A 23,029-nucleotide genomic window follows, 5' to 3' on the forward strand; every position below is an offset into this window, starting at 1 on the left:
ACCCGCCGTTCCGCCCCCGGCCCGCCGCCCGCTTCGTACGGTGACCGCACAATCAAGTCGGTCACCCGTGCGAGGGGCTCATGAGCTGGTTCGATGTCGACGTCGTCATGGGTGGCGCCGGTGTGCTCATCGGCATCGCGTCCATCGCCGCGCCCGTGTGGATCGACCGCCGCGCGCCGCGCCGCAAACGCATCGGCTACCGCAAGCAGATGGACACCGTCATAGGCGGCAGCAACCGCGCGGGCGCCAGCAACGTACGGCTCGGACTCTTCGACGAGATGCCCGAGATGTCCGACGCGACGCTCGTCCTGCTGCGCATCGAGAACGACGGCTCCGTGCCCATCGGCCGGGACGACTACACGGACTCGTCACCGCACCACGGCCTGACCGCCGTGTTCGAGGACCGCACCGTCCGGGGTGTGGCCGTCACGCTGCCGCCCGAGGCGGAGCACCTGATGGGCCATTTCCACCAGGGTCCGGGACTGGTCAGTTCGGGCAGCGCGCTGCGCATCCCGCGGGTGCCGCTCAACCCCGGCGCGTACTACAAGCTCCTCGTCCTGCTCACCGGCGGCCCGGTCGACAGCGACACCACCGTCCAGGGCGATGTCGAGGGCGGTGAGCTGCACGAGAACCACAGCGTCACGCCCGACGAGAAGCCCCCCGTGTTCGGCTTCTGGGCACGCCGGGTGACCGGCCTCCTGAGCGCCTTCGTCATCGCACTCGCGACCCTCGCCCTGTGGCCCGACACCCCGCCGCCGCCCGACTACTGCGAGAAGGGCACGCTCACGGTCACCGGCTCGACGGCGTTCGCGCCGGTCGCCGAGGAGCTGAAGCAGAAGTACGAGGAGCACTGCCCGGACGTGACGATCACGGTCAGCGCCCACGGCAGCCAGACCGGCGTACGGGAACTCGCCCTCGGCGGCGCGCAGGGAGCGGGGGCCGCCGGACAGCCGGCCAAGGGATCACCGGCCGTGGTCGCCTTCTCCGACGGGCCGCGCCCCGCGAGCTACACCCAGCTCAGCGAGAACCACGTCGCCGTCTCCCTCTTCACCCTCGTCGTCAACGACCGGGTCCGGCTCAGGAACCTGCGGGTCGCCGACGTGCGCCGCCTCTACCGCGGTGAGATCCGCTCCTGGGCCCAGCTCGGCGGACCCGACCTGCCCGTCGTCCTGGTCAGCCGCACCTCGGGCTCCGGCACCCGCCGCGCGCTCCAGGACCGGGTCCTCGCCGGCGGCGAGGAGCCCCGCACCTCGTCGGACGACTGCACCAACAGGACGGTGCGGTCGGTGCCCGTACTGCGCTGCGAACTCGACTCCACCGACCAGGTCCTGGACGCCGTCGCCCGCATTCCCGGGGCGCTCGGCTACAGCGAACTGCGCGCCGCCACCGAGCTGAAGGGCCTGCACCGCCTCTCCCTCGACGGCCACGCGCCGGACATCGACCACATCGAGTCGAGCGGCTACCCGTACCGCGAGATCGAGTTCGCCTACACCTACGGCCGCCCGCCCGCCGACTCCCTCGCCTCCAGCTTCCTGGCCTACGCGATCCGTGGCCCCGGCCAGGACGTGATCCGCACCCACGGCCATCTGCCGTGCGGGACGCCGGTGGGGCTGCGGATCTGCGGAAAGGAGTGACGGCCCCGCTCCACGGAACTCCCCCCAGAAAAAGGCCTGATGGCCCCTACAACCTTCGGCCTCCGGCACGGGTCTCCTGATCACCAAACCGCCATGCCGAGCCGCCGCAGGAGAATCCGCCATGCCGAAGCACAAGCGCACCCCCGCCGTCAGACCGGGCCGTGGCCGCATCGCGGCCGCGACGGCCGCCGCGGCCGCACTCACCGGAGGCCTCGTCTCCCTGTCGGCCGGCGCCGCGTCGGCGACGCCCGGCGCCTCCGCGACCCAGCCGCACGAGGCCGACTTCAACCTCGACGGCTACCCGGACGTCGCCGTCTCCTCTCCCGAGGCATCCGTCGGCGGCCACGCGAAGGCCGGGCAGATCACGGTGTTCTACGGCTCGGCGAACGGGATCAGCGCCGCGAAGCGCGCCACCCTCACCCAGAGTTCCACGGGCGTGCCGGGCACTGCCGAGTCCGGCGACCTCTTCGGATACGTCACCTCACCGGGCGACTTCAACCGTGACGGCTTCACCGACCTCGCCGTGGGCACCCCCTACGAGGACATGCCCGGCGACACCGACGGCGGGACCGTCACCATCCTGTGGGGCTCCTCCGCGGGGCTGAAGGGCGGCACCACCATCGCGGACCCGGCGCCCTCGAGCCACGACCGGTTCGGCTTCGACGTCGCGGCGGGCGACTTCGACGGCGACGGGAAGACCGACCTCGTGACGGCGGACAGCAGCAAGTCCGTCCGCGTCTTCAAGAGCGGCATCGCCAAGTCGGGCACGGTCGGCTCGGTCACCGCCGTCACCACCCCGGTGCGGGCGACCAGCCCGTACCACCTGCGCAAGCTCACGGCCGGCGACGTGAACGCCGACGGCAAGGACGACCTCGTCGTCAGCGGCAACAACGCCACCAGCGACGGCGACTACCTCGCCAACTACTACCTGCCCGGCACCGCGTCCGGCCCCTCCGCCACCGCCACCGCGCTGCCGGGCGGCGTGATCAGCGACATCGGTGACATCAACGGCGACGGTTTCGGCGACGTGGTCACCGGCCTGACCTCGGACGCCTCCAACTCCGAGGAGCAGCCGGGCACGTCCGTCGGTGGCGACATCCACGTCACGTACGGCTCCGCCACCGGACCGGACGGCGGCACCACCGTGATCTCCCAGGACACCACGGGCGTCCCCGGCACCGGTGAGGCGTCGGACCTGTTCGGCTGGGAGGTGAGCGTCGGCGACATCAACGGCGACGGCCTCTCCGACATCGCCGTCGGCACCCTCGCCGAGGACGGCGCGGCCTCGGGATCGGGCGACAGCGGCGCGGTGACCGTCCTGTACGGCTCGGCCTCGGGCGTCACGGGAACCGGCGCCCAGACCTTCACCCAGGACACGGCGGGCGTCCCGGGCACCAGCGAGTACAAGGACGCGTTCGGCACCGACGTCCTGCTGTCGGACTTCAACGCCGACGGCAGGTCGGACCTGGCCATCGGAGCCGGCGGCGAGAACGAGGGCAACGGCGCGGTCACCGTCCTCAAGTCCAGCGGCGGCAGGATCACCACGACGGGCGCGGTGTCGCTCTCGCCCTCGGCGGTGGGCGTGTCCACGTCCGGCACACCACAGTTCGGCTCGGTCTTCGGAGGCTGACCGCACACGCGAAGGCGCCCCGGCCCGCCGAAGCGGACCGGGGCGCCTGCTGTTCCGGGGCGCGGGGCCTAGAGGAACGAGTTGACCTCGATGGTCTCGGTGCGGCCGGGGCCGACACCGATCGCGGAGATCGGGGCGCCCGACATCTCCTCCAGGGCCTTCACGTACGCCTGCGCGTTCTTCGGCAGGTCGGAGAAGGTCTTGGCCTTGGTGATGTCCTCGGACCAGCCCGGCAGGTACTCGTACACCGGCTTCGCGTGGTGGAAGTCGGTCTGCGAGTACGGGAGCTCCTCGACACGCTTGCCGTCGATCTCGTAGGCGACGCAGACCGGGATCTGCTCCCAGCCCGTGAGCACGTCCAGCTTCGTGAGGAAGAAGTCCGTCAGGCCGTTCACGCGGGTCGCGTAGCGGGCGATGACCGCGTCGAACCAGCCGCAGCGGCGGTCACGGCCGGTGGTGACACCGCGCTCGCCGCCGATGCGGCGCAGCGCCTCGCCGTCCTCGTCGAACAGCTCGGTCGGGAACGGGCCCGCGCCGACACGGGTCGTGTACGCCTTGAGGATGCCGATGACACGGCTGATCTTCGTCGGGCCGACGCCCGCACCCGTGCAGGCGCCGCCCGCGGTCGGGTTCGACGACGTCACGAAGGGATACGTGCCGTGGTCGATGTCGAGCAGCGTGCCCTGGCCACCCTCGAAGAGGACGACCTTGTCGTCGTCGAGGGCCTTGTTCAGGATCAGGGTGGTGTCGGCGACGTAGCCCTTGATCTGCTCCGCGTAGCCGAGCAGCTCCTCGACGACCTGCTCCGCCTCGATGGCGCGCCGGTTGAAGACCTTGGTGAGGAGCTGGTTCTTGCCCTCGAGCGCCGCTTCGACCTTCTGGGTGAGGATCGACTCGTCGTAGAGGTCCTGGACGCGGATGCCGACGCGGTTGATCTTGTCCGCGTACGTCGGGCCGATACCGCGGCCGGTGGTGCCGATCTTGCGCTTGCCGAGGAAGCGTTCCGTCACCTTGTCGACGGTCACGTTGTACGGCGTGATGATGTGCGCGTTGCCGCTGAGCAGCAGTTTCGACGTGTCGACGCCGCGCTCGTTCAGTCCACTCAGCTCGGAGAGCAGGACCGACGGGTCGACGACGACACCGTTTCCGATGACCGGCGTGCACTCCGGCGAGAGGATCCCGGAAGGGAGGAGGTGGAGCGCATACTTCTGGTCGCCTACGACGACCGTGTGACCGGCGTTGTTGCCGCCCTGGTAGCGCACCACATAGTCCACGGATCCACCGAGCAGGTCGGTGGCCTTTCCCTTGCCTTCGTCACCCCACTGAGCACCGAGCAGCACAAGTGCGGGCACAGGCGTACACCCCTTCCGGGCGGGGCAAGACCAAGGTCAGGGGCCGTAGCCGCCTGTATGGGTGTGCCTTGGTGTGCCCCGGAATAGACCAAGCCCCTGGCGCAATAGCGCAAGGGGCTCTTGCACCAAGATGCTACCCGAGGAAGCGAGGCAGGACCGAGGTGGCGGCTTTTGACCAGCTACTGGTGGTCGTCGATCCGGTCGCCCGGCGTGCGGACGGCGAGTCGGTACGCATCGCGAAGGACGTGCTCGGCGCCGGTGCGACGGTGAAGGTGTGCCTGCCGGACGGGCCGGAGGAATTCGCGAAGGCGCTGGTCAGAATGGGTTCCCGGCGGCCGGTGGTGATCGGGGACGACCGGGCGCTGCTGCGCGCGGTGGCGCTGCTGCACCGCGAGCGCGAGCTGGCGGGTTCCGTTCTCTCGTTCGTTCCGGTCGGGGCGACTCTCTCGCTGGCGCGCTCCCTCGGCGTGCCCACCGACGCGGTGGCGGCGGCGCGGGCGGCCCTGGAGGGGGTCGAGCGGCGGCTCGATCTGCTCGTCGACGACTCCGACGGGGTGGTGCTCGGGGATCTGCGGATCCCGCCCGTGGCGCATCCGGTGGCGCTGGGCTCCGATCCCGCGCACCACTGGCTGCGCACCTGCCAGTCCCTCGTCCGCACGCTCGCGGCGCGACCGCCGCGTATGACGGCGCCCGCGCCGGGGCCGCAGCGGCTGCGGGTCGAGGCGGACGGGGTGACGCTGGTCGATCTGGACCGGCCGGTCGAGGGCGTGAGCGTGGCCCCGGACACGGCGGGCCGGGCCAGCGTCGAGGTGAGGCCGTCCTCGGTGGGCGCGGAGGCGGGGCCCCTGCGGGTCCTCGCGCACTCGGTGACGGTGTCGGGCCCGGACTTCCGCTACCGCGCGGACCAGGTGGTGGGCGGCCCCGTACGCACCCGCACGTGGACGGTACGGGCGGGTGCGTGGGGGCTGACACTGCCGAAGTGACGTGCCGGTCAGTTCGACAGGTCCCGGCGGCGCAGGCCCGTCAGGCCCACCGCGACGAGGACCGCCGCGATCGCCAGCAGGGTCAGGACGGGGGGCCACGCCATCTCGCCGCCCGGCAGCTTCGGCAGGTGGCCGAACGGGGAGAGGTTCATGACCGGCTGCGGGAGCTCGAACGCCGGGCCGATCCAGCCGATCAGGAGGGCGATGCCCGCGACGGCCCAGGCCGCCACCGCCGCCCTCGGGAACACCCCGAACAGCAGCACAGCGAGGCCGCCGATGACCCAGATCGCGGCCAGCTGCGTGAGGCAGGCGCCCAGGACGGGGCCGAAGTTCCTGCCGTAGCCGATCCCTAGGCCGAGGCCGCCGAGCACCATGATCAGCGCGGCCCCGCCGAACGCGATGGCCAGATGGCCCGCCGCCCACCGCAGCCGGCCGACCGCGGCCGCGAGGACCGGCTCGGCGCGCTGCGAGGTCTCCTCGCCGCTGAGGCGGAGCACCGACGCGACGATGTAGAGCGCGGCGACCATGCCGAGCATGCCGACCATCGTGGCGAGGAACGCGTCCGTGACACCGGACTGGCCGCCCATCCGCTCGATGATGTCGCGCGTCTTCCGGTTGTCGCCGACGAGATCCGTCGCGCCCTGCGTCATCCCGCCGAACGCGATGCCGGCGACGAGGAACCCGGCGCTCCACCCGAACACGCTGCCGCGCTGGAGCCGCCAGGCGAGCGCGCCCGCCGTGCCGAGCCGGCCCGAGGCGGGTCCGGGGCGGCTCGGCAGGAAGCTCATCCCGATGTCGCGCCGCCCTGCGAGGCCGTACGCGGCCGCCCCCTGCGCGGCGACGCCCGCCACGAACAGGAGCAGCACCCACCAGCGTTCGTCCGCGAACGCCCGTGTGTTCTCCAGCCAGCCGAGCGGCGACAGCCAGGTCAGTACCGATGAACCTCCCCCAGAGCCGGAGGTCCCCGAGTCCCCGGCCGCGCGCAGCACGAACGCCAGGCCGAGCACCGCCGACGTCAGGCCCTTGGCGAGGCGCGCGCTCTCCGTGAGCTGCGCGACGATCGCCGCCATCGTGGCGAACACCATGCCGGTCGCCGCGATCGCGAGCCCCAACGCCAGTGCCCCGCCGCCACCTTGGGAGGCGAGGCCGCCCGCGACCAGCAGGGCGGTGGCCGCGTCGGCGACGAGCGCCGCGAGCAGCGCGGCGGTCAGCGGGGCGCGCCGCCCCACCATCGCCGACGACACCAGCTCCTGGCGCCCGCTCTCCTCCTCGTCACGGGTGTGCCGTACGACGATGAGCAGGCTCATGACGGCGGCGAACAGCCCGCCGTAGACCCCGATGCGCCACGCGGTGAGTCCGCCGATCGAGTCGGCGAAGACCGGCCCGTACAAGGCGCGCATCGAGCTGTTCGTGGCCATCGACTGCGCGATGTCGGCGCGCTCGGCGGCGGTGCTGTACACGCTCTTCAGCGAGCCGGGCATCGACAGGACCATCATGAGGATGACGGCGACCCATACGGGGATCATGACGCGGTCGCGACGCAGCGCGAGCCTCAACAGGGTTCCCGTGCCCGCGAGTTGGCGCGCTCCGGCGGCGCGGGGGGCGAATCGCGTGTCGGCCACGGCGGCGGTCATCGCGACACCGCCCCTTCGGCGGCGCGGGCACCCTCGGCCCCGCCCGCACCGTCGTCCTGGTAGTGCCGCAGGAACAGCTCCTCCAGCGTGGGCGGAGTGCTGGCGAGCGACCGTACGCCGGAGCCGGTGAGCGAGCGGAGCACCGCGTCGAGCTTGTCGCTGTCGACCTGGAGCTTGACGCGCAGGCCCTGGATGTCCAGGTCGTGCACGCCGGGAAGCTGGGCGAGTCCGTTGGGCGCGGAGGCGAGTTCGGCGGTGACGCTGGTGCGGGTCAGGTGCCGCAGCTCGCTGAGCGACCCGGTCTCGACGGTACGGCCCTTGCGGATGATGCTGATCCGGTCGCAGAGCGACTCGACCTCGCTGAGGATGTGCGACGACAGCAGCACGGTCTGGCCCCGCTCGCGGGCGGCCTCCTTGACGTACTCCTGGAAGACCTCCTCCATCAGCGGGTCGAGGCCGGAGGTCGGCTCGTCGAGGATGAGGACGTCCACGTCGGACGCGAACGCGGCGACCAGGGCGACCTTCTGCCGGTTGCCCTTGGAGTAGGTGCGGCCCTTCTTGGTCGGGTCGAGCTCGAACCGCTCGATCAGGTCCGCCCGGCGCGCCTTGTCGAGGCCGCCCGCCCGTCGCCCGCCATGCAGCCTCCCGTAGAGGTCGATGACCTCGCCGCCGCTGAGGTTGCGCCACAGCGTGACGTCGCCCGGCACGTACGCGACCTTGCGGTGCAGGGCGACGGCATCGGCCCAGGGGTCGCCGCCGAGCAGCTGCACCGCGCCGGAGTCGGCGCGCAGCAGGCCGAGCAGGACGCGGATGGTGGTGGACTTCCCGGCGCCGTTGGGGCCGAGGAAGCCGTGCACCTCGCCGGCCTCGACGTCCAGATCGAGGCCGTCCAGAGCGTGCGTCCTGCCGAACGTCTTGTGCAGTCCGGAGACGGTCATTGCCTTCGTCATGTTTCAGAACGTACGCTACTTTCACAAACTTGTGAAGTTAAGGAAGCGTATAAACTTGAGGCTGCACGTCACCCAGGGGAGATGATCGGGACATGAGCGCGACGAAGGACGGCGACAGCGGCACCGGGGCGGGCCGGGACGGCGACCAGGCGGCGGTGTCACGCTTCGTGGAGCGGTTCGCCGCGGAGATGACCGAGGCCGGGATGCAGCGGATGGCCTCCCGCGTCTTCGCCTCGCTGCTCGCCTCCGACGAGAGCGCGCTGACCTCCGCCGAGCTCTCCGAGCGGCTGCAGATCAGCCCGGCGGCCGTGTCCGGGGCGGTGCGCTATCTGACGCAGGCGGGCATGGTCGGCCGCGAGCGGGAGCCCGGCTCGCGCCGCGACCGCTACCGGCTGCACAACGACCTGTGGTTCGAGACGTTCACCCGCCGCGACCAGCTCCTCGCGCGCTGGGAGAAGGTCCTGCGCGACGGGGTGGAATCGCTGGGCCCGGACAGCCCCGCGGGCCTGCGGATCGCCGAGACGGCGGCGTTCATGCAGTTCCTGGACAGCGAGCTGAAGGGCCTGATGACGCGCTGGCACGCGCACCGCGAGACCCTCGACCTCGGCCCCCGGACCTGACGTTCCCTACGCGGGCCTGACCAGCCGCGCCTCGTACGCGAAGACCGCTGCCTGGGTGCGGTCGCGCAGGCCCAGCTTCACGAGGACCCGGCTGACGTGGGTCTTGATGGTCGACTCGGCGACGACCAGCCGTTCGGCGATCTCCGCGTTCGACAGTCCCTGGGCGATCAGGACCAGCACCTCCGTCTCGCGCTCCGTCAGCTCACCGAACGCCCCCGGGTTCGCCACCGCCGGCAGCTTCGGGATCTCGGACAGCTTGGAGAACTCCGTGATCAGGCGGCGGGTGACCGAGGGGGCGAGGAGCGCCTCCCCCTGGGCCACCACCCTTACGCCGTCGGCCAGTTGGCGGGCCGAGGCGTCCTTGAGGAGGAATCCGGAGGCACCGGCGCGCAGGGCCTGGTAGACGTACTCGTCGAGGTCGAAGGTGGTCAGGACGAGCACCTTCGCACTGCCGTCCATCGCGGCGATCTCACGGGTGGCCTCGATGCCGTTCAGCTCCGGCATGCGGATGTCCATGAGGACGACGTCCGGGGAGAGCTCACGGACCCGGGCGATCGCCTCGCGGCCGTTGACCGCCTCGCCGACGACCTCGATGTCGGGCATCGCGTTGAGCAGCACCGAGAAGCCCTCGCGAACCATCATCTGGTCGTCGGCGATCAGTACACGGATGGTCATGCGGGGTCTCCCGGTTCCAGTACACGGATGGTCATGCCGGGTCTCCCGACCGGTCCGTCGCCGTCGTCGTCGCTTCCGGCTCCGGCTTGGGCTCCGGCGCGGCAACCGGGACGAACGCCGCCACCTCGTAGCCGCCGTCCGCCGTGGGGCCCGCCGTCATCTCGCCGCTCAGCATCGCGATGCGCTCCCGCATGCCCGTGATCCCGTGGCCCGCACCCGGCGAGGGCTTGACCAGACCCGTCGGCGGGCCGTTCACGATGCGCAGGCCGAGCCCCCCGAGGACGTACGACACCTCGACGCACGCCTCGGCGCCGGGCGCGTGCCGCAGCGCGTTGCTCAGCGCCTCCTGCACGATGCGGTACGCCGACAGCTCGACGCCCTGCGGCAGGTCGCGGACCGCGCCGGTGACCGTCTGCCCGACCCGGAGCCCGGCCTCCCGCACGTTCTCCAGGAGCCTGCCGAGGTCGGCGAGCGTCGGCTGCGGGGCGTCGGGCGCCTCGTAGTCCTCTGCCCGTACGACGCCGAGGACCCGGCGCAGCTCGGTGAGCGCCGCCACCGCGTTCTCGCGGATCGTGACGAACGCCTGCTCCAGCTCCGGGGGCGGGTTCTCCACGCGGTAGGGCGCGGCCTCCGCCTGGATCGCGACGACCGACATGTGGTGCGCGACCACGTCGTGCAGCTCGCGGGCGATGTTCGTGCGCTCCTCCAGGAGCGTGCGCTTGTCCCGCTCCACCGCCGTGACCTGGCGCTGCGCGGTCATCTCCACCTTCGCCTCGCGCCTGATGTGCACCGACGTGGTGACGAGGAGCGCGAGCGCGGAGACGAAGAGCATCGGCGCGGTGTCCGGGTCCATGCTGTACCAGAAGACCGACGCGAAGAAGCCGAAGGCGGCCGTGCCCGCCCACATCCACGCCGCTGTGCGGGGCCGAGTCCTGGCCGCGACCACCGTCATCACGACGAGGTGCGCGAAGAACCCGGCGGGCGCCCACGGGGCGCCGAATCCGTCCCCTCCCATGATCGCGACGAACGGCGTCGACACGAGGGATATCCACCACGCCCCGACCGGCCTGATCAGCGTCATCGCCACGGCGAGCGCCGGGACGAACCCGGACAGCGCGTGGATCACGTCGCCGCCCATCGAGTCGCCGACGGCGAATGCGATCAGCAGCGTGAACAGGGCGGCGCCCAGGACCACGGCGTGCGGCGTCCACACCGCGTAGCGACGCACCCGCTCCGGCAGCCGCCCGAGCAGCGGGCCGTCCGGCGACCACGGCGGCAGCGGACGGTAGGCGAAGGGATCCTTGAACAGGTCCTGCCGCAGGCCGCTCAGCGCGCCGGCGGCGAGACGGTACTCGGGGCTGCGGCTCTTGGCCCCCGTAGGCATCGTCTGGGTCTGGGTCTCGGTCACGTACAGCACCGTAAGCGGCGGCCTGCCCCGAAGGCGTCCCACGGGAGGAGGGTCCTGGACCCTCCGTCGCAGGTACTACACGCTCCCGCCGGGGCCGGCCGCCGTCACCACGCCAGCTGGGCGATCTCCTCCGCCACCACGGCGCACGCGTCCGCGGCGGGGTCGATCAGCGGGAAGTGGCCGACCTCCTCCAGGAGCGTGAGCCCCACGACCTCCCCCGCCTTCGCCGCCGCGTCCGCGTAGGCCTCGGCGACCGCGTACGGCACCGTCGTGTCCGCCCGTCCCTGCACCAGCGTCGTCGCGATGCCCGTGGGCAGCAGCGCGGCGGGGTCGGCGTACGGCAGCCGCTCCTCGAACACGGCCTCGCCGCCCAGGAACTGGGCGGGTGCGCCGGAGCAGACGTCGAGGTCGCGGGCCGTCACGAAGTCGGCGATCGGGGCGAGCGCGACGACGCCGCGCAGCGGTGCGGGGGCTGCGGTGTACCAGGGCGCGTCCTCGGGCAGCAGATGCCGCGCGGCGGCCCACAGGGCGAGCTGCCCGCCGGCCGAGTGCCCCACGACGACGGTGCGCCGGGGGTCACCCTGCGGCAGCACGTCCCGTACGAGGCGGGGGAGGGCGTCGAGGGCGGCGGCGATGTCGTCGAACGTCTCCGGCCAGCGCCCCGCCACGGGACCCCTGCCGCCCTGCTGGGGCAGTGAACTCCCGCGCCGGTACTCGACGTTGGCGACCGCGAAGCCGCGCCGCGCCAGGAAGTCGGCGAACGGCGTGAGGTGCTGCCGGTCGTAGGGGGCGCGCCACGCGCCGCCGTGCAGGGCCACCACCAGGGGCGCGGAATCCGCACCGTCGCGGGGCGCGTAGAAGTCGACGACCTGGTCCGGGTGATCCCCGTACGCGGCGATGACGTCGGGCGGGACCACGGGGTGCGAGAAGGCCGATGCCTCTTCGGCCTCGTCGCGGGCGGCAGCGTCGTCCGGCATGCTCCAACCTCTCAGCGTCACAGCGGAATTGGAAAGTATGCGGACGCTACCAGGCCGGTGACGTGGGCGGACACACACCGTAACCGGATAAACGGTTCCCCTGTGCCGTTACCCTGGCCGTATGCCCGAACAAGCAGAGCCCGGGACCGCCCCTTCGGACCCCGGCGCCGTGCAGGCGGAGCCCGGCACCGTCCGTCCCGGCGGGCGCACGGCACGGGTCCGCGCCGCCGTCCTCGACGCCGCCGGTGACGTGCTCGCCGAACAGGGCTTCGCCCACCTCGACCTGGCGGACGTCGCACGGCGCGCCGAGGTCGGCAAGACCACGGTGTACCGGCGCTGGGGCTCAGTCACGGGTCTCGTCGCCGATCTCCTCGCCGACATGGCCGAGCAGTCACTGCCGCGCACCGACACCGGCACCCTGCGCGGCGACCTGCGGGCCAACGCCCGCCTGGTGCGGCGCACACTGGCCGACCCCCGCCAGGGCGCCCTGTTCCGGGCCGTCATCGCGGCCGCGACCTGCGACGACAAGACGTCGGCGGCCCTGCGCCGCTTCTACGAGGTGCGGGTCACCGAGTGGGCTCCGTGCGTGGAACAGGCCGTGCGGCGCGGCGAGTTGAGCCCCGGCACGGACCCGGCCGCCGTCGTGCGCGCCGTGTCCGCGCCCCTCTACTACCAGCTCCTGACGGCCGGATCCGCGCCGACCGAAGCCGACGCGGACCAGGCCGCCGACGCCGCCGTCGCGGCGGCGGAAGCGGGCGTCTACACCGTCTGAGGCGTCTCTACGCCGCAGCGGCCGCCAGCTGATCCGCGAGGACCCGCGCGGCCCGCTCCACCTCGGCGAACCCGAGGTACAGCGGGGTGAAACCGAACCGCAGCACGTCAGGCGCGCGGAAGTCACCGACGACACCCACCGCGATCAGCCGCTCCATGACGGCCCCGGCGTCGTCGGCGCGCAGCGCCACCTGGCTGCCGCGCTCGGCGTGCGCGGCCGGCGTCACCGACTCGACCCGCCCCGCGGGCACATACGCCTCGACGCACTCCAGGAAGAAGTCGGTCAGCGCGAGCGACTTGGCGCGCACCGCGTCGACCGGCACCCCGTCCCAGACGTCGAGCGCCGCCTCCAGGGCGAGCATGGACAGGATGTCGGGAGTGCCGACCCTGCCCCGCACCGCCCCGTCCCCGGCCTCGTACGAGGGCCGCATCCCGAACGGCTCGGCGTGCGAGTTCCACCCCGGCAGCGGCGAGTCGAAGCGGCTCTGGAGATCACTGCGCACATACAGGTACGCGGGTGAACCGGGGCCGCCGTTCAGGTACTTGTACGTGCAGCCGACCGCGAGGTCGACCCCGTGCTCGTCGAGCCCGACCGGCAGCGCGCCCGCGCTGTGGCACAGGTCCCAGACAGACACGGCGCCCGCGCGGCGCACCGCGGCGGTCAGAGCGGGCAGGTCGTGCAGACGGCCCGTGCGGTAGTCGACGTGGTTGAGGAGCACCGCGGCCGTACGGTCGCCGAGCGCGCCCGGGACCTCCGCGGGGGTCAGCGGACGCAGCGTGCAGCCCGTCATCCGGGCGGCGGACTCGGCGATGTACCCGTCGGTGGGGAACGTCGTCGCGTCGACGAGGATCTCGTCGCGCCCCTCACCGGCCAGCCGCACCGCGCCCACCAGCGCCTTGAACACATTGACGCTGGTCGAGTCGCCGACGACGATCTGCCCCCCGGCGGCACCGACGAGGGGCGCGATCCGGTCCCCGATCCGCTCGGGCGCCGTCCACCAGCCCGACTCGGTCCAGGAGCGGATGCGCAGCTCGCCCCACTGCCGGCGCACGACGTCCTCGACGCGCCCCGGCACATGCGCGGGGAGCGCGCCGAGCGAGTTGCCGTCGAGGTACACGGTGTCGCCGGCGTCGTCCAGGACGAACCGCTCGCGCAGCTTGCCCAGCTCGTCTGCGGCGTCCAGTTCCAGGGCCTTCTCGGCCAGGGCGGTCACGTCGGAGGCGGTCACGTCAGACATGGGACCTCGCTGTCCACAGCTCGGGGAACACGTTCTTCTGCGCGCGCTTCTCCAGCCAGGCCACGCCCGCGGAGCCGCCCGTGCCCGTCTTGGCGCCCATCGCCCTGCGGGTCGCCACCAGATGGTCGTTGCGCCACCGCCACACCAGCTCGGCGACGTCGGTGAGGGCCTCTCCGAGGCGGGCGAGCTCGTCGCCCTCGTCACCGGCGTACAGCGCGGTCCACACGGCCTCGACCTCGGGGGACGGCACGTACTTCTGCGCCACGTCCCGCTTCAGCACGGCCTCGGGGACGGCGTGGCCTCGGCGGGCGAGCAGCCGCAGCACCTCGTCGTACAGGCTCGGCTCCTCCAGCGCCTTCTCCAGCTCCGCGTACACGCGCGGCGCGCCCCGGTGCGGGACGAGCATGGAGGAGGACTTCTCGCCGAGCAGGAACTCCATGCGCCGGTACATCGCCGACTGGAAGCCGGAGCCCTCGCCGAGAGCGGCCCGGTAGGAGTTGAACTGCGCGGGGGTCAGCTGGCCGAGCGGGCGCCACGACGCGTTCAGCGCGTCCAGCTCGCGCACGGAGCGCTTCAGGGCGGCCACCGCGGTCGGCACGTCGTCGCCGCGCAGGGCCCGCGACGCGGTCTCCCACTCGTGGACGATGACCGTGAACCACAGCTCCATCACCTGGGTCGTGACCAGGAAGACCATCTCTCCGGGGTCGTCGGAGCGGGTGTGCTGGAGGTGGGTGAGGACGTCGGCCTGGACGTAGTCCTCGTAAGGGGTGGTCCCCGCAAAGTCGAGATACGGCGTCTCTGGCTCGTTCGACTCGTGAGCCTCGTGGGACATCGCTGTCTCCTTGAACGTACTCCGGGTAGCGGTCCGCCCCTGCCGATTCCGGCACGGGGGCCCCGGTCCCCACCGGCATCCTCCGCAATCGTCCCCCGAAACGGCAAGGCCCGCCCGGTCACATCGCCACGGGCGGGCCTGCACACGTGCGGAAATCTAGCCCAGGGTCTGGGCCGCGGCGGGCGAGGAGTCCTTGAGGAACTGCGCGCAGCGCTCGTACTCCTCCTGCTCGCCGATGGACTGCGCGGCGCGCGCGAGGGCGTGCAGGGCGCGCAGGAAGCCGCGGTTCGGCTCGTGCTCCCACGGCACCGGGCCGTGGCCCTTCCAGCCGGCGCGGCGCAGCGAGTCGAGGCCCCGGTGGTAGCCGGTACGGGCGTACGCGTACGACTCGACGACGCTGCCGCGCTCGAACGCCTCGTCGGCGAGGCGCGCCCAGGCGAGGGAGGAGGTCGGGTACTTCGCGGCGACGTCGGCGGGCGCCGTGCCGCTCGCGAGCAGCTCGCGCGGCTCCGGGTCGTCGGGCAGCTGGGTCGGGGGCGGTCCCCCGAGAAGGTTCTCGTGAAGGCTCATGGGTTCCAGTCTGCGCCATGACCGGCGGTGGGTTCCATGCCGGTGATCGCGAGCCTGCCCAGCGCCCTCACCAGCGCGTCCGCGCCCGCCTCGGCCTTGGAGCGCGGGCAGCCGACGTTCAGGCGGAGGAATCCGGGCGCCCCGTAGGTGCCGCCCGGCATGATCGCCACCCGCTCCCGCTCGACGAGTTCCCGCTGGAGCGCGTCGTCGTCGACGCCGAGGGGCCGCAGATCGATCCAGGCGAGATAGCCGGCCTGCGGCGGCCGCCACCCGAGCTCGGGGAACGCGGCGCCCAGCCGCTCCGCGAGCATCGCCAGGTTCCCGCGGGTGTACTCCCGCACGCCGTCCAGCCATGCCCCGCCCTCGCGGTACGCGGCGATGTGCGCGGTCAGTGAAAGCACGGCCGGCGAGGCGAGGCCCTCCCCGGTGTTCATGCGCCGCACGAACTCGGCGTGGTCGTCCGGATCTCCGACGAAGCCGTAACTCCCGCTCAGGGCAGGGAAGTTGAAGGCCTTGGTGGCGGAGGTGACGAGCGCCCAGCGCAGGCCGTCCCCGTACGGCGTCCACGGGCGGTGGACGTGGCCGGTGTGCGTGAGGTCGGCGTGGATCTCGTCGCTGATGACGGCGACGTCGTGGCGCCGGGCGAGGTCCGCGATCCGGGTCAGCTCGGCGTCCGTCCACACCTTGCCCGTCGGGTTGTGCGGCGAGCACAGGATCAGGACCCGACTGTCGGGCCGCGCCAGCTCCCGCTCCAGGCCCGCCCAGTCGTCGGCACCGGCGGTGCGCATCTCACGGCCGAGACCGGTGACCGCCTTGCGGAACCCGTCGTACGTGGGGGTGTGCAGGACGACGCCGTCGCCGGGCCGCGTCCACATGCGCAGGAGCTGGGATATCTGGTTGAGCACGGACGGGGCGTACACGAGCCGGTCGACGTCGGCCTCGGTGCCGTACCGGGTCGCGAACCAGTCGCGTACCGCGCCGCGGAAGTCGTCGTTCTGCCAGTCCGTGTAGCCGAACACGCCGTGCGCGAGCCGGGACCCGAGCGCCGCGAGGACCTCGGGGGCGCAGGCGAAGTCCATGTCGGAAATGGTGAACGGCAGCAGATCGGGCACCGCGAACCGGTCCGCGACCCCGTCCCACTGGACGCACCAGGTGCCGCGCCGGTCGACCGGGGTGTCGAAGTCGTAGCGCACAGTCATCTCCCTCCGGGGACGCCGGAGGCCCGGCACCCCAGGAAAAGGAGTGCCGGGCCCCGGCGTCGTACGCGAATGCCTACTTGAGCTTCGTGCCCGTGGAGCGCAGGTTGGCGCAGGCCTCGGAGACCCGCTTGGCCATGCCCGCCTCGGCGGACTTGCCCCAGGTGCGCGGGTCGTACTGCGACTTCACACCGACCTCGCCGTCGACCTTCAGGACGCCGTCGTAGTTGCGGAACATGTGGTCCGCGACCGGACGCGTGAAGGCGTACTGGGTGTCGGTGTCGAGGTTCATCTTCACGACGCCGTTCTCCAGCGCCGTCGCGATCTCCTGCTCGGTGGAGCCGGAGCCGCCGTGGAAGACGAAGTCGAACGGCTGCGACCCGGCGGTCTGGCCGTACTTGGCGCCGACGCCCTCCTGGAGGTCCTTGAGGAGCTCCGGACGCAGGACGACGTTGCCCGGCTTGTACACGCCGTGCACGTTGCCGAAGGACGCGGCGAGCAGGTAGCGGCCCTTCTCGCCCAGGCCCAGGGCCTCGGCGGTGCGGATCGCGTCGTCGACGGTCGTGTACAGCTCATCGTTGATCTCGTGGCTGACGCCGTCCTCCTCGCCACCGGTCGGGGTGATCTCGACCTCGAGGATGATCTTCGCGGCGGCGGCCTTCGCGAGCAGCTCCTGGCCGATGGCCAGGTTGTCGGCGAGGGTCTCCGCGGAGCCGTCCCACATGTGGGACTGGAACAGCGGGTTGCGGCCGGCCTTGACGCGCTCGGCGGAGATGTCGAGCAGCGGGCGGACGTAGCCGTCCAGCTTGCCCTTGGGGCAGTGGTCGGTGTGCAGCGCGACGGTGACGTCGTACTTCTCGGCGATGATGTGCGCGTACTCGGCGAGGGCCACGGCGCCCGTCACCATGTCCTTGTTGTACTGGCCGCCCAGGAACTCCGCACCACCGGTGGAGATCTGGATGATGCCGTCGCTCTCGGCCTCCGCGAAGCCGCGCAGCGCAGCGTTCAGCGTCTGCGAGGAGGTCACGTTGATGGCCGGGTAGGCGAACTTGCCGGCCTTCGCCCGGTCCAGCATCTCGGCGTAGACCTCGGGGGTTGCGATGGGCATGTGTCCGCTCCTTGGGATGTGCGGGTGTGTGCTGTCAGACCCTGACCTGGGGCCTCTCGTCTGGATCGGCCCCGGATGGCGACGTCATCGTCGCCCTCATCTTTCCAGACTTGCCGGACAGCTCCAGTACTGGTCGCTTACTGGGTCCGGCCCGTTATCGACCGGCCTCAGTCGAGGCCCAGTTCGTCCTTGCCGTATGCGAACAGGTACGGGACCCCGGCGCCCTCGGTGATCTTCTCGGCGGCACCGGTGGCGCGGTCCACGATCGTGGCGACGCCGACGACCTCGGCACCGGCCTCGCGCACGGCCTCCACGGCGGCGAGCGGGGAACCGCCGGTGGTGGACGTGTCCTCGACGACGAGGACGCGACGGCCCTTGATGTCCGGGCCCTCGACGCGGCGCTGCATGCCGTGCGCCTTGGCGGCCTTGCGAACCACGAACGCGTCGAGGCGCTCGCCCCGGGCGGCGGCCGCGTGCAGCATGGCGCCGGCGACCGGGTCGGCGCCCATCGTCAGGCCGCCCACGGCGTCGAAGTCGAGGTCGGCGGTCAGGTCGAGGAGCACCTGGCCCACCAGCGGGGCGGCCTCTCCGTCGAGGGTGATGCGGCGCAGGTCGATGTAGTAGTCCGCCTCCAGACCGGAGGAGAGCGTCACCTTGCCGTGCACCACGGCCTTGTCCTTGATCTGCTGGAGAAGCGCGTCGCGCACGTCGTTCGTCATGGCTACGAGCTTAGAGCCTGTCTTTGAACCCCCGTCGTCCGCGCGAAGCGCGGGCGCAGCGGTGGTCGGCGCCGAGAGTGCGTGCCGGGCGTCGGGGCGCAGGCGGGGGTTCAAAGACAGGCTCTCAAGGCTCCGGCTCAGAGCGCTCGCCACGTCCAGGTGGTCGTCGCCTCCAGGGGGTCCACCGGGGTGACGAGGCGCGGCAGCGTGTTCAGGCCGTCCGGCGGGCCGGTCTGCGGCTCCACGCACACGGCCGCCTCCTGCTCGTCGTAGACGACGACCCACTGCTCCCGGCTCGCGACCTTGACCTCGAACCGCTGCGGCCAGGTCAGGGTCACGTCCACTCCGTCGGGCATGCCGAAGCAGTCGTCCCAGGGGCCGTCCGTGCGGTCGATCCGCTCGCCGGTGGGGAGGTGGTCGTCGCCGCGCTCCTCCTGCCAGGCCGGGGAGAAGTCGACGCGCACGCCGTCGGCGGAGCCGTCGAGGGTCCGGTTGAACCAGGGGTGCCAGCCGGCCTGCGCGGGGAACGAGTCGCCGTACGTCTCGATGCCGAGCGTCAGCGTGAGCGAGTCCTCGGTGAGGCGCACCATCTGGGTGACCCGGCCGGGCCAGGGCCAGGGCTCGGCGAGGTCGTACGTGAAGACGGCCTCGTCGGCGCTCGCGCGGGCGGTCGTCCACTCGGCGTCGCGGGCGAAGCCGTGGATCGCGTGGGGCGGCGAGTTCAGGGGCATCTGGTACGTCCGCCCGCCGTCCCGGAACCTGCCGTCCCTGGTGCGGCCGCACCACGGCACCATCGGGAAGCAGCCGTACTTCTCCCCCTGCCGGAGGAGTTCGGTGCCGCCGATGCGCAGGCTGCTCACGCGGCAGCCGTTGCCCGGCTGCACGGTCACTTCCGCGTCACCCGCGGTCAGCGTCGTTTCCTGGGTAGTCACGGGCCGACCCTACTTTTCGATCAGCGCCGGCGGCGCAGTACCCGGCCGACGACGATCGCGGACGCGACCACGACGGCGGCGGCGGGCCCGGCCCAGCGCAGCGTGGCGGTGGCCGTCGTCGACTCGGGCGCGGGCACCGGGGCGTAGCGGCCGCGCGGCGGCGCGTGGTCGACCTCCTCGGCACTGCGGCCGATCATGGTGCGGCGGGCGTGCGCGGCCTCGGCGGGCGGCACGTCGGCGTCGAACCCGGCGTCTTCGCCGGCCGCGTCGGCTTCGGGTTCCAGGTCCGCGAAGGGGGCGAGCGAGGGCGGCGGGATCTCGGTCTCGAAGACGGAGGTGTGGGAGTCGTCGGTGGAGTCCCCCGCGTCCTCCGCGTCCTCGGTGTCCTCCGTACGGGCCACGTCCTCCGCCCCCGGTTCCGCCGCCGTGCCGAGTGCCTCCGCGAAGCGGGTCAGGAGGCGGCGTACCGCGGACAGCACGGCGTCGTCGGGGAGTTCGGCGACCCGGCCGTCCCCGCTGCCCGACGCCACGAACGTGACCTTGGAGCCGCCGGACGCCGCGGCGACCCGTACCGTCACCGCGAACTTCACGGAGCCGGTCCCCCGCGCCTCGGTGCCGTCGCCCTCGACCGCGAACGCCCCGGTCTCCGTCTCGGTGACGCGCAGGGAGCCGCGGTAGGTGATGGTGTGGCCGCCGATGCGGAGCTTCAGCCGGCCGCCGTCGCCGGAGGCCTCCCGCTGAAGTCCGGGCACCGCCCTCGCCACCAACTCGGGGGCCGCCAGCGCGCCCCTCAACGACTCCGCCGGAACCGGAACGAACACCTCATGCTCCATGCCGCCCGAGCCTACCCACGCCCGGCCCCACGCGTCCCGTGTTCGGCCCGTACTCAGTCGGCGTACCGCGGATGAACCAAGGTCGACGGCGCGAGTCCGGTGATCCTCGAACGCTCCGCCGCCCGCACCCGCTCGCGCGGCACGGCCCCCTCCGGCAGCGGTCGCGGGCCCGCGAGCTCGAACCCCCAGTCGCTCGGCGCCCGCGTCCCGTCGAGCGTCCGGTCGGGCCCGTCGGCGATCCCGGTGAGCCGGTCCCACGCCCCGTGCTGACGCGCGGCCGGGGCCGGCGGTGCGCCCGTGCCCACCCAGTACGGCACCGTCCGCAGGCCCGCCGCGCGCAGCGTCGCGTCGACCGTCCAGAACACGCGGGGCCGCGACGACAGCGACCCGGCGTGCACGGCGAGCCGCCCGTCCGGGGCGAGGACCTGGGCCGCCAGGCCGTAGAACTCCTGCGAGTACAGCTTCGTGCTGGCCGTGATCCCGGGGTCGGGCAGATCGGAGATCACCACGTCGTACGGGGCGTGGGGCCCGCGCAGCCAGCGGAAGGCGTCCTCGGTCACGGCCCGCACGCGCGGGTCCTCGTAGACGTGCCCGTTGAGCGCGCCGAGCGGCGGATCGTTTCTCGCGAGGCGTACGACGCCCGGGTCGATCTCCACGATGTCCACCTGCCGCACCCCGGGGAAGCGCAGGACCTGGCGGGCGGCGAGGCCGTCACCGCCGCCGAGGATGAGCACGCGCGCGTGCGGTCCGTCCATCGCGGGCCGCACGAGGGCCTCGTGGTAGCGCTGCTGGTCGCGTCCGCTGACGCGCAGGCGCCCGTCGAGGTAGAGGTTGAACGGCTCGTGCTTCCCGCCGGTGACGACGATCTCCTGTACGCCGCTCTGGACGGCGACGCGTACGTCCTTGCCGTACATGGCCTGCCGGGCGGCCCGCTCGAAGTCGTCGACGAGGGCCGCGGCGGAGGCGAGGAGGCCGAGCACGACGACGTTCGCCACGAGGAGCGTCCAGCGGCCGCGGCGCGTGAGGTCCCTGCGGAACAGGCCGAGCACGAGGGCGCCGCCCGCCAGCGCGTTGACCGCGCCGGTCAGCAGCGCGCCCGTCAGCTGCCCGAGCATCGGCAGCAGCAGGAACGGGAAGGCGAGCCCGCCGACGAGCGCGCCCACGTAGTCGGCGGCGAACAGGTCGGCGACGGCGCCGCCGGGGTCCTGCCGTCTGATCCGCTGGATGAGCACCATCAGGAGGGGCACTTCGGCGCCGATGAGCACACCGATGGCGAGGGAGAACCCGACGAGGAGATAGCGCGAGCCGCCCGCCCAGGACCCGCCCCAGTCGCCGGTCCAGGCGAACGCGGCGTAGAGCGCCATCGCGCTGCACCCGCCGACCAGTGCGAGCACGGCCTCGACCGCGCCGAACCCGGCGGCGGCCCGCAGCCGCAGCCGCTTGGCCCCGAGCGAGCCGATCCCCATGGCGAAGACCATCACGGACAGGACGACGGACGCCTGGGTGACCGAGTCGCCGATCAAGTACGAGGCGAGCGCGACCAGTTCGAGTTCGTACACGAGTCCGCAGGCCGCGCAGAGGAAGACGCCCGCGAGCACGAGGAACCGCCCCGTCGCCGGTTTCACGGGAAGAGGGGCCACGGGAAGAGGGGCCACGGGAAGGGGCGCCCTGCCCTCCTCGCTCCGGGCGCGCGGGACGCCGGACTGGACGGGGGTGCGCGGCTCGATCACCTTGCGAACGCTACGTCACCGCACAACTCCGCCCGGTCACCCACACGTGTGGAAGTGGGCCCGTGCGCGCATGGATTGCGACCCAGGGCGTCACAGCATCGCGGCCGGGGTCCGCACACCCACCCGGGTCCGGGTGACGACGAGTTGACCCTCCTGCGGGTAGGCGTGCCAGGTCCGCCAGCGCACCTGACCGTCCTGTCGGTGGGCGAGCAGCGCGGTGAAGGCGTGCGGGCTGCCGGGGAACACCCCGGCGAGACCGTTGGGATGGTCGGCCACCAGCGCGATGAGTTCCTGTGCGCGGCCCGCGAACGAGCCCTCGGAGAGGGTCTCGACATGTGCCGCGAACTCGTACTCCCAGTCGCCGACGCGCTTGGCGACGCCGAGCGGCAGCGGGGTGCTGCTGCCCGGGATGCAGGCGACGGTCTCGGAGCAGCTGCCCCGCTCCTCCTCCAGGAGTACCTGGTGCGAGGCGCCGAGGAGTCTCAACTGCAGCTGAGTGCCTTCGAGTTCGAGTTCGAGCGTGGCGAGCGCGGGCAGTGGTTCGCGGCCGAGAGCCCAGGCCAGGTCGTCCGCGCGTGTGTCGGTGTAGGCGGTGTTCAGGGTCGTGAGCATGGGTCGGCTCCGCTAACACGCAAAAGGAGGTGAGGCCGGCGCTGAAGGGGGAGGGCCGGCACGTGCCCACGAGATCGTACGAGGGCCGCTTTGACGGTTAAGAGGGAATCATGAACGGTGGCGCCACCACAGCGTTTTTACCCAACTTCGCCGGGTTTCCATCCCCTCCGGGGACCCCACAGCTCAACTGTTCAACTTCTCCGGGCAACTTGCGTACCGTTCCCGCGCAACGGACCATTCCAGGCGCATATGGCGCCCTGAGCGTCACACGCTGCTCCCGCCGTCCCCCGCATACGTACGGCCCACGCGGACCGGCTGCCCCGTGTCAGCCGCCTCCCTGTGGGCCGTACGTGTCCTGGTGGCGCGGTCAGCTTCCGCCGCCGCACCCGCCCCCGCCGCCGCAGGAGGACCCGCCTCCGCAGGAGCTTCCGCTCCCGCACGAGGATCCGCCGCCGCAGGAGTGCCCGTGGTGTCCGCCGGAGCTGCCGGAGCTGCCGGACGAACAGGAATACCCGCTCACCGCACCGCCGCCGCCCGCCCACCAGCTGCTGCTGCTGCTGCTGGAGCGGCCCGACCGGCCCTTCCTCAGTGACGTCTTCCCGCTCCGCACCTTGCCCGAGCCGCC

General features: G+C 72.3%; 21 protein-coding genes. 5 read left to right on the forward strand and 16 right to left on the reverse strand.

What is annotated here, in order from left to right; translation table 11 throughout:
• Positions 1-80: 80 nt before the first annotated feature.
• The gene (locus OG758_RS24560; protein WP_326711948.1) at positions 81-1,634 is read left to right on the forward strand and encodes a substrate-binding domain-containing protein; all 1,554 of its coding nucleotides are present in this window, start codon (positions 81-83) and stop codon (positions 1,632-1,634) included.
• A 121-nt stretch (positions 1,635-1,755) separates the two neighbouring features.
• Positions 1,756-3,264, forward strand: coding sequence for an FG-GAP and VCBS repeat-containing protein (locus OG758_RS24565; RefSeq protein WP_326711949.1), 1,509 nt, complete (start codon positions 1,756-1,758; stop codon positions 3,262-3,264).
• A 68-nt stretch (positions 3,265-3,332) separates the two neighbouring features.
• Here the strand turns inward: OG758_RS24565 and OG758_RS24570 are convergent, their stop codons facing one another.
• Complete coding sequence (locus OG758_RS24570; protein WP_116511784.1) at positions 3,333-4,616, reverse strand: adenylosuccinate synthase; 1,284 nt, start codon at positions 4,614-4,616, stop codon at positions 3,333-3,335.
• 161 nt (positions 4,617-4,777) lie between these two features.
• Between OG758_RS24570 and OG758_RS24575 the strand changes: the two genes are divergently transcribed.
• A complete protein-coding gene (locus OG758_RS24575; RefSeq protein WP_326711950.1) occupies positions 4,778-5,599 on the forward strand; it encodes a diacylglycerol kinase in 822 nt (273 codons plus the stop codon).
• A gap of 8 nt (positions 5,600-5,607) precedes the next feature.
• Here the strand turns inward: OG758_RS24575 and OG758_RS24580 are convergent, their stop codons facing one another.
• Positions 5,608-7,233, reverse strand: a complete 1,626-nt coding sequence (locus OG758_RS24580; protein WP_326711951.1) for an ABC transporter permease — start codon at positions 7,231-7,233, stop codon at positions 5,608-5,610.
• The gene (locus OG758_RS24585; RefSeq protein ID WP_326711952.1) at positions 7,230-8,183 is read right to left on the reverse strand and encodes an ABC transporter ATP-binding protein; all 954 of its coding nucleotides are present in this window, start codon (positions 8,181-8,183) and stop codon (positions 7,230-7,232) included. The genes OG758_RS24580 and OG758_RS24585 overlap by 4 nt, the downstream gene beginning before the upstream one ends.
• Positions 8,184-8,275: 92 nt before the next feature.
• On the opposite strand from OG758_RS24585, the gene OG758_RS24590 reads away from it, so the two are divergent.
• Entirely contained in the window at positions 8,276-8,803 is a 528-nt protein-coding gene (locus OG758_RS24590) for a GbsR/MarR family transcriptional regulator (RefSeq protein ID WP_326711953.1), read from the forward strand.
• A gap of 6 nt (positions 8,804-8,809) precedes the next feature.
• Here OG758_RS24590 and OG758_RS24595 read toward each other — a convergent pair whose 3' ends face one another.
• The 3 genes from OG758_RS24595 to OG758_RS24605 form a co-directional block, all read right to left on the reverse strand.
• Positions 8,810-9,478, reverse strand: a complete 669-nt coding sequence (locus tag OG758_RS24595; protein ID WP_326711954.1) for a response regulator transcription factor — start codon at positions 9,476-9,478, stop codon at positions 8,810-8,812.
• A gap of 31 nt (positions 9,479-9,509) precedes the next feature.
• A complete protein-coding gene (locus tag OG758_RS24600; RefSeq protein ID WP_382060548.1) occupies positions 9,510-10,886 on the reverse strand; it encodes a sensor histidine kinase in 1,377 nt (458 codons plus the stop codon).
• Positions 10,887-10,990: 104 nt separating this feature from the next.
• Entirely contained in the window at positions 10,991-11,863 is an 873-nt protein-coding gene (locus OG758_RS24605; protein WP_326711955.1) for an alpha/beta hydrolase family protein, read from the reverse strand.
• Between the two features lie 121 nt (positions 11,864-11,984).
• Here OG758_RS24605 and OG758_RS24610 point away from each other — a divergent pair, with 121 nt between their 5' ends.
• Complete coding sequence (locus tag OG758_RS24610; protein ID WP_326711956.1) at positions 11,985-12,635, forward strand: TetR/AcrR family transcriptional regulator; 651 nt, start codon at positions 11,985-11,987, stop codon at positions 12,633-12,635.
• A 7-nt stretch (positions 12,636-12,642) separates the two neighbouring features.
• Here the strand turns inward: OG758_RS24610 and kynU are convergent, their stop codons facing one another.
• The 10 genes from kynU to OG758_RS24660 form a co-directional block, all read right to left on the reverse strand.
• Positions 12,643-13,872, reverse strand: a complete 1,230-nt coding sequence (kynU, locus tag OG758_RS24615; protein WP_326711957.1) for a kynureninase — start codon at positions 13,870-13,872, stop codon at positions 12,643-12,645.
• The gene (locus OG758_RS24620) at positions 13,865-14,704 is read right to left on the reverse strand and encodes a tryptophan 2,3-dioxygenase family protein (protein ID WP_116511802.1); all 840 of its coding nucleotides are present in this window, start codon (positions 14,702-14,704) and stop codon (positions 13,865-13,867) included. Before OG758_RS24620 ends, kynU begins: the two co-directional genes overlap by 8 nt.
• Positions 14,705-14,860: 156 nt before the next feature.
• The gene (locus OG758_RS24625) at positions 14,861-15,274 is read right to left on the reverse strand and encodes a DUF3151 domain-containing protein (RefSeq protein ID WP_116511804.1); all 414 of its coding nucleotides are present in this window, start codon (positions 15,272-15,274) and stop codon (positions 14,861-14,863) included.
• On the reverse strand, positions 15,271-16,473 hold the full coding sequence (locus tag OG758_RS24630) for a MalY/PatB family protein (RefSeq protein WP_326711958.1): 1,203 nt from the start codon (positions 16,471-16,473) through the stop codon (positions 15,271-15,273). Before OG758_RS24630 ends, OG758_RS24625 begins: the two co-directional genes overlap by 4 nt.
• Before the next feature lie 73 nt (positions 16,474-16,546).
• Entirely contained in the window at positions 16,547-17,578 is a 1,032-nt protein-coding gene (fbaA, locus tag OG758_RS24635) for a class II fructose-bisphosphate aldolase (protein ID WP_326711959.1), read from the reverse strand.
• Between the two features lie 167 nt (positions 17,579-17,745).
• On the reverse strand, positions 17,746-18,297 hold the full coding sequence (pyrE, locus tag OG758_RS24640) for an orotate phosphoribosyltransferase (protein WP_266561964.1): 552 nt from the start codon (positions 18,295-18,297) through the stop codon (positions 17,746-17,748).
• A gap of 137 nt (positions 18,298-18,434) precedes the next feature.
• The gene (locus OG758_RS24645; RefSeq protein WP_326711960.1) at positions 18,435-19,229 is read right to left on the reverse strand and encodes an aldose epimerase family protein; all 795 of its coding nucleotides are present in this window, start codon (positions 19,227-19,229) and stop codon (positions 18,435-18,437) included.
• Positions 19,230-19,249: 20 nt separating this feature from the next.
• Positions 19,250-20,062 (reverse strand): SRPBCC domain-containing protein, encoded by an 813-nt coding sequence (locus OG758_RS24650; protein ID WP_326711961.1) that lies wholly within the window; start codon positions 20,060-20,062, stop codon positions 19,250-19,252.
• Positions 20,063-20,115: 53 nt separating this feature from the next.
• Positions 20,116-21,792 (reverse strand): polyamine aminopropyltransferase, encoded by a 1,677-nt coding sequence (locus OG758_RS24655; RefSeq protein ID WP_382060549.1) that lies wholly within the window; start codon positions 21,790-21,792, stop codon positions 20,116-20,118.
• Between the two features lie 90 nt (positions 21,793-21,882).
• Positions 21,883-22,404: a DUF2617 family protein gene (locus OG758_RS24660; protein ID WP_326711962.1), complete on the reverse strand. Its 522-nt coding sequence runs from the start codon at positions 22,402-22,404 to the stop codon at positions 21,883-21,885.
• Between the last annotated feature and the right edge of the window lie 625 nt (positions 22,405-23,029).

Origin of the sequence: Streptomyces sp. NBC_01474, assembly GCF_035918215.1 — a bacterium.
GTDB classification, from domain to species: Bacteria; Actinomycetota; Actinomycetes; order Streptomycetales; family Streptomycetaceae; genus Streptomyces; species Streptomyces aureus.

Bases quoted from the DNA above. Each gene is read 5' to 3' on its own strand.
- OG758_RS24560 (WP_326711948.1), top strand. From the start codon at position 81: ATGAGCTGGTTCGATGTCGACGTCGTCATGGGTGGCGCCGGTGTGCTC.
- OG758_RS24565 (WP_326711949.1), top strand. From the start codon at position 1,756: ATGCCGAAGCACAAGCGCACCCCCGCCGTCAGACCGGGCCGTGGCCGC.
- OG758_RS24580 (WP_326711951.1), bottom strand. From the start codon at position 7,233: ATGACCGCCGCCGTGGCCGACACGCGATTCGCCCCCCGCGCCGCCGGA.
- OG758_RS24585 (WP_326711952.1), bottom strand. From the start codon at position 8,183: ATGACGAAGGCAATGACCGTCTCCGGACTGCACAAGACGTTCGGCAGG.
- OG758_RS24590 (WP_326711953.1), top strand. From the start codon at position 8,276: ATGAGCGCGACGAAGGACGGCGACAGCGGCACCGGGGCGGGCCGGGAC.
- OG758_RS24595 (WP_326711954.1), bottom strand. From the start codon at position 9,478: ATGACCATCCGTGTACTGATCGCCGACGACCAGATGATGGTTCGCGAG.
- OG758_RS24605 (WP_326711955.1), bottom strand. From the start codon at position 11,863: ATGCCGGACGACGCTGCCGCCCGCGACGAGGCCGAAGAGGCATCGGCC.
- OG758_RS24610 (WP_326711956.1), top strand. From the start codon at position 11,985: ATGCCCGAACAAGCAGAGCCCGGGACCGCCCCTTCGGACCCCGGCGCC.
- kynU (WP_326711957.1), bottom strand. From the start codon at position 13,872: ATGTCTGACGTGACCGCCTCCGACGTGACCGCCCTGGCCGAGAAGGCC.
- OG758_RS24620 (WP_116511802.1), bottom strand. From the start codon at position 14,704: ATGTCCCACGAGGCTCACGAGTCGAACGAGCCAGAGACGCCGTATCTC.
- OG758_RS24625 (WP_116511804.1), bottom strand. From the start codon at position 15,274: ATGAGCCTTCACGAGAACCTTCTCGGGGGACCGCCCCCGACCCAGCTG.
- OG758_RS24630 (WP_326711958.1), bottom strand. From the start codon at position 16,473: ATGACTGTGCGCTACGACTTCGACACCCCGGTCGACCGGCGCGGCACC.
- fbaA (WP_326711959.1), bottom strand. From the start codon at position 17,578: ATGCCCATCGCAACCCCCGAGGTCTACGCCGAGATGCTGGACCGGGCG.
- pyrE (WP_266561964.1), bottom strand. From the start codon at position 18,297: ATGACGAACGACGTGCGCGACGCGCTTCTCCAGCAGATCAAGGACAAG.
- OG758_RS24650 (WP_326711961.1), bottom strand. From the start codon at position 20,062: ATGGAGCATGAGGTGTTCGTTCCGGTTCCGGCGGAGTCGTTGAGGGGC.
- OG758_RS24660 (WP_326711962.1), bottom strand. From the start codon at position 22,404: ATGCTCACGACCCTGAACACCGCCTACACCGACACACGCGCGGACGAC.